Here is a 4,776-nt window from a genome sequence, read left to right as displayed (position 1 = left end):
TCGACCGCGGTGCCAAGGGCTTCTTCACCAGCCGCAGCGGCCGCTACGAGATCGTCGAGATCACCGGCCTGTACTGGCACTTCGTCGACCTGGTGTGGGTGTTCATCTTCGCCTTCTTCTATCTGTGGTGAGGAACCGGCCATGGCACAGGCATCGATGGCGGACGGGCACGACGAAGGCCAGCAGCATCCGGTCCGCCTCTACCTCGTCGTGTGGGTCTGGCTGTTCATCCTCAGCGCCTGTTCCTATGCGGTCGACTATCTCCACCTGCAGGGCTATCTGCGCTGGTCCCTGATCCTGCTGTTCATGATCCTCAAGGCCGGCCTGATCGTCGCGGTCTTCATGCACATGGCCTGGGAACGGCTGGCCCTGGTCTACGCCATCCTGCTGCCGGGCGTGATGGTGCTGGTGTTCGTGGCGCTAATGGCGCTGGAATCGGACTATACCCTCGCCACCCGCCTGACCTATCTCGGAACGGATCCCTGATCATTGGCCGGCCGCCCGTCGGCTGGATGCGCGCCCGGCTGGAGGCCCAAGCCTTCGCCGGGCGCGACCGGCAGACGATCAGTAAGGGGGAGCGACCAGCTTGCGGTACAGGTGCCAGGTCGCGTGGCCCAAGATCGGCATCACGAAGATCAGGCCGAGCAGGGCCGGGATCGACCCCAGCACCAGGGCCCCGGCGACGATCAGGCCCCAGGCCGCCATCGGCACCGGATTGGTCCAGACCGCCTTCGCCGAGGTCGCCATGGCGGTCGCCAGGCCCACGTCGCGATCGAGCAGCATCGGGAATGACACGACGCTGATGGTCAGGACGAGCAGGGCGAACAGGAAGCCCACCCCGATCCCCCAGACGATCATCTGCCAGCCGGCGTTCGTGGTGAACACGTCACTGATGAAGCTGCCGAGCGAAGCCGGCGGCTCCGGGCCCATGGTCGCGTCGTAGATGGCATAGGCGGTGCCGAGCCAGATCGCCAGGATCAGGAACAGGATGATGCCGAGCACCACGATCGCGCCGAACGCGGGCGAGCGCAGCACGGCGAACGCATCTACCCAGCCCACCTGCTCGCCCAGCTCCCGCCGCCGGCTCATCTCGTAGAGGCCGACCGCCGCCACCGGCCCCACCAGGGCGAAGCCGGAGGCGAGTGGGAACAGGATCGGCAACATCTCGGCGCCGAAGGCGAGCTGCGCCAGGATCAGCCCGGCCACCGGATAGATCAGGCAGACGAAGATGACGTCGGTGCGATAGGCCCCGAAATCGTCAATCCCGCGGCGCAGGGCATCGCCCAGGTCGGCCATCCCGATCCGTCGAACCGAGGGCGGCGCGCCATGCCGGACGACGTCGTCGCCGACAATGGCGTGGCCGGTCCGGCCGAGCGCCACATTGGCATTCCTCAGCTGGTCGGAGCTCCACTCGATCGGATTGCGGATGTGATTATCGGCGGCCATGCTCGGTCCTCCACGGGCCCGGGCTGCTCCGCGCGCTGCGACAGGCCGATCCGGCCGCCGCTCGCGCGCGCCCGAGACCCTTCACGTCCGCCAGTATGCGCCATCTGCCGCCGTAAGCGAGTGGAAAGGCGCTGGTCCGCCTCTCGAGAGCCGGATCCCCGGCATGTCCCATCCGGATCGGACCGATCGGAAGGACAAGAACATGATCGTGCCATGGAATCAGGCGCGATTTCTTCCCGACGAGGCAGTTCCACCTGATCGGTAAGAATGGGCTCTAACGCTGCACTAGCCAGGGAACCTGGACCGCCGGCAGCAGGTGCTCGGTGGTGCCGCCAAACAGCCATTCCAGCAGCCCATGTCCGCCGAACGAGCCGGATACGAACAGGGCGGGTGCCAAGCCGTCGAGCCGGCTGAGGATCGCGCCCGCCGTGCCGCCCTGGCCAGAGAGTGCCTCGACCCGCACCGCATGACCATGATGCCGTATCAGCTCGGCCGCAGGTGCTGCCATGGACTCCGCGGCGGACAGGCCATAGCCCACGGACAGGACAACCACCTCGCGCCGGCCGAACATGCCGGACAGCAGGCCCGTATGCAGCGCACGCTGGGCGCCCGGGCTGCCGTCATAGGCGATGACCACCGGCCCCTCGCCGATGGCCGAATCCGCCACTAGCAGGGCCGGACGCACCAGTTCCTGGAGGATCTGCGGGACCGGCAGGACGAAGCCCGTATCGGTATCGTCCTCTGCCCGCGCCCGAGGCCGGCCGTGGGGCAGCACGACCAGGTCGGCACATTCGCTGGCGGCGGCCACGACGCCCGGCGGGTCGCCCACGGCCTCGATGATCTCCGGCACGATCCCGGACTGGGTCAGCAGTTCGACGAGGCCACTGCGCTCCGCCTGAAGCCGCTCCTGCAGCCGCTGGGTCAGGACGGTGTCACGCCGCTGGGCGAAGCTGCTCCCGCCGATCCCGTGGGCCTCACCGCCCTCGAAGTCGCCGCGGTTCGGGCAGATCACCACCCGCAGCGCCGCGTTCTGCGCCCCGGCCAGTTCGCCGGCGCAGAACAGGGCGGCGGCGTCCGGGGTCACCCCGTCCAAGGCGATCAGGATCGAGCGCAGCATGGGTCGCCACCGGAACGAGGGAAAGGCAGGAAGGGTGGAGGAAATCAGCCGATCGAGGCTGCCAAGGGCGTGGTCCGCCGCAGGCGCAGCCGCTGGCCGCGCGGGCCGGGACGGGCCTCCTCTTCCGGCTCAGCCCCCGCCTCGGGCTCCGGCAGTGCCGGCTCGGCCGCGGCCTCCGGCTCTTCCGCCACGGCCGTTTCCACCGGAAGCGGTGCCGGCGGCGCGCTGGCCATCGAGCCTGGCGACGCCAGAGCCAGTGCCATCTCGCGCAGCCGCTCCGGTGCCACGGCGGGCTTGGTCGGGCGGGGATCGGCCGGGCCCGCACCGTCCTGCTCCTCTTCCAGGTCGCGCACGTCGGCCAGGGTCAGCTTCAGGCGGGCGAGCTGCTCAAGGAACTCCTCGCGCTCCTGCGGCCCCAACCGCTCGACCTGGCGCTCGTCCACCAGCCGCTGTGCCTGATCCAGCACATGGCGGGCATGGTTTAGCTGCCCGGACGGCCGCGTGTTGCCGGCCAGGAGCTGGGCCAGCGCCTTGGTGGCCGGCTGCAGGAGCCGCAGCACGTCGCGCGCCGAGCCCGGAATACGCTGGCCCTGGCCGCCGTGCTGGGCGCCCTTGCGCTGCTGCGGGCCGTTCTTGCCACGCTTCTTCACGTTGCGTCGGTAGGGAAACATATTCCTCTTCTGCTCGATGGCAGGCCGGCCGCGGGCCTGCTGCCGCGGTACCTTCGCCTGCTGTTATCGCGAGACCATGATGTGGCTCGCCGACATGCCCCCTCGCCGTCCAGTTCATTGCGGCTGTCCGCCCAGAGGGACGGCCCCGCCTTCTGGGCCGCAAGCGATCACTGCTTGGCTGGTGGTTCAGGTAAATCGCCGTTCGCGCCCCGGTTCCCCGCCCTCATCAAGTCCCGCTTGCCGGCCTGCGGGCAATGATGCGACGCAACAAGAACCAGTGCAAAATTAGCGTGATACTCGGGAGGCGCTACGAGAGGATAATAGTGTCGGCCCGGCGAGAATCAAGCGGTTCTCATGTGCTGCCGCTGTGACATTCACTTCCTTGCGCCGTCCCTGCCACCGGCTGCCGCATCAATCATGCCAAGTCGACCGGCCGCCAGTTCGCCCGGCGGCCAGTACGGGTCGACCAGCCTGCCGACTCAGAACGGAATATCGTCATCGAGGTCGCTGGCCGGTGCCGGGCGTCCGCCGCCACCGCCGCGCGGCCCCTGCCGCTCGAAACCGCCGCCGCCGGCCCCGCCGCGCGCCGGGGCGCCACCGCGCTCCTCGTCGCCATAGGAATCTTCCGGCGGCCCCCCGAACCGGCCGCCACCGGCATCACCGCCGCCGCCCACCAGGACCAGTTCGCCCTTGAACCGGGACAGCACGATCTCGGTGGTATAGCGCTTCTGCCCGGACTGATCCTGCCAGTCACGGGTCTGGAGCTGGCCCTCGACATAGACGGTGCGGCCCTTGGCCAGATACTTCTCCGCGATGTCGGCCAGGTTCTCGTTCAGGATCACGACCCGGTGCCACTCGGTCCGCTCCTTGCGCTCGCCGCTCTGCCGGTCCGACCAGCGCTCGGAGGTCGCGATCGAGAGGTGGACGATCTTCTGGTTGTTCTGGGTATAGCGGACCTCGGGGTCCCTCCCCAGATTACCCATCAGGATCACCTTGTTGACACTGCCGGCCATATACCGTCCTCGACTGGCCCCTGCCCGTGTGCCGGACGGGGGTTCGGATGATGTGCCGGATCATAGCGGCAGATCGCTGCGCCGACGAGGCGCAGTGATCGGCAGGCTAGCGCATGACACAGCCGCAACCCGGTGACCGCTTGTAAGCCGTACGGCATTGGCCCATCAATGCCCGCCGGTGTACTTGTTTCGTTCCCTATCGCTGCCCCTGTTGCGGGCAGGCCACCGGCCGGACAGCTCATGGACGACATGATCCGCATTCGTGGTGCGCGCGAGCACAACCTGAAGTCTGTCGACGTCGACATTCCGCGCAACCGGCTGGTGGTGATCACCGGCCTGTCCGGGTCCGGCAAGTCGTCGCTCGCCTTCGACACGATCTATGCTGAGGGCCAGCGCCGCTACGTGGAATCGCTCTCAGCCTATGCCCGGCAGTTCCTGGAGATGATGCAGAAGCCGGACGTCGACCAGATCAGCGGCCTGTCCCCGGCGATCGCGATCGAGCAGAAGACCACGTCGAAGAACCCGCGCT

The 4,776-nt window shown here is 68.2% G+C and carries 6 protein-coding genes and 1 pseudogene; 3 read left to right on the top strand and 4 right to left on the bottom strand.

What is annotated here, in order from left to right:
* The coding region (locus EQG76_RS33200; protein ID WP_200840451.1) for a cytochrome c oxidase subunit 3 at window positions 1-131 on the top strand (131 nt) is incomplete at its 5' end.
* Window positions 132-141: 10 nt separating this feature from the next.
* Window positions 142-486 carry a cytochrome C oxidase subunit IV family protein gene (locus EQG76_RS00560; protein WP_159709645.1) on the top strand — a complete coding sequence of 115 codons (345 nt, stop codon included), beginning with the start codon at window positions 142-144 and terminating at the stop codon, window positions 484-486.
* 78 nt (window positions 487-564) lie between these two features.
* Here the strand turns inward: EQG76_RS00560 and EQG76_RS00555 are convergent, their stop codons facing one another.
* The 4 genes from EQG76_RS00555 to ssb all read right to left on the bottom strand — a co-directional run bounded on the left by EQG76_RS00555 (window position 565) and on the right by ssb (window position 4,247).
* Window positions 565-1,446 (bottom strand): DUF2189 domain-containing protein, encoded by an 882-nt coding sequence (locus tag EQG76_RS00555; protein ID WP_159709643.1) that lies wholly within the window; start codon window positions 1,444-1,446, stop codon window positions 565-567.
* A gap of 274 nt (window positions 1,447-1,720) precedes the next feature.
* Entirely contained in the window at window positions 1,721-2,563 is an 843-nt protein-coding gene (locus EQG76_RS00550) for a universal stress protein (protein WP_159709641.1), read from the bottom strand.
* Window positions 2,564-2,607: 44 nt separating this feature from the next.
* Window positions 2,608-3,234 carry a hypothetical protein gene (locus EQG76_RS00545; protein WP_159709639.1) on the bottom strand — a complete coding sequence of 209 codons (627 nt, stop codon included), beginning with the start codon at window positions 3,232-3,234 and terminating at the stop codon, window positions 2,608-2,610.
* 479 nt (window positions 3,235-3,713) lie between these two features.
* Window positions 3,714-4,247 (bottom strand): single-stranded DNA-binding protein, encoded by a 534-nt coding sequence (gene ssb / locus EQG76_RS00540; RefSeq protein WP_159709637.1) that lies wholly within the window; start codon window positions 4,245-4,247, stop codon window positions 3,714-3,716.
* 240 nt (window positions 4,248-4,487) lie between these two features.
* Between ssb and EQG76_RS00535 the strand changes: the two are divergent.
* Window positions 4,488-4,776: pseudogene (locus EQG76_RS00535) on the top strand (excinuclease ABC subunit UvrA); the annotation flags it as partial.

It is taken from the genome of Geminicoccus flavidas (assembly GCF_009806515.1).
Classification (GTDB): Bacteria; Pseudomonadota; Alphaproteobacteria; order Geminicoccales; family Geminicoccaceae; genus Geminicoccus; species Geminicoccus flavidus.
This window is presented reverse-complemented; position numbering and strand designations above follow the sequence as displayed.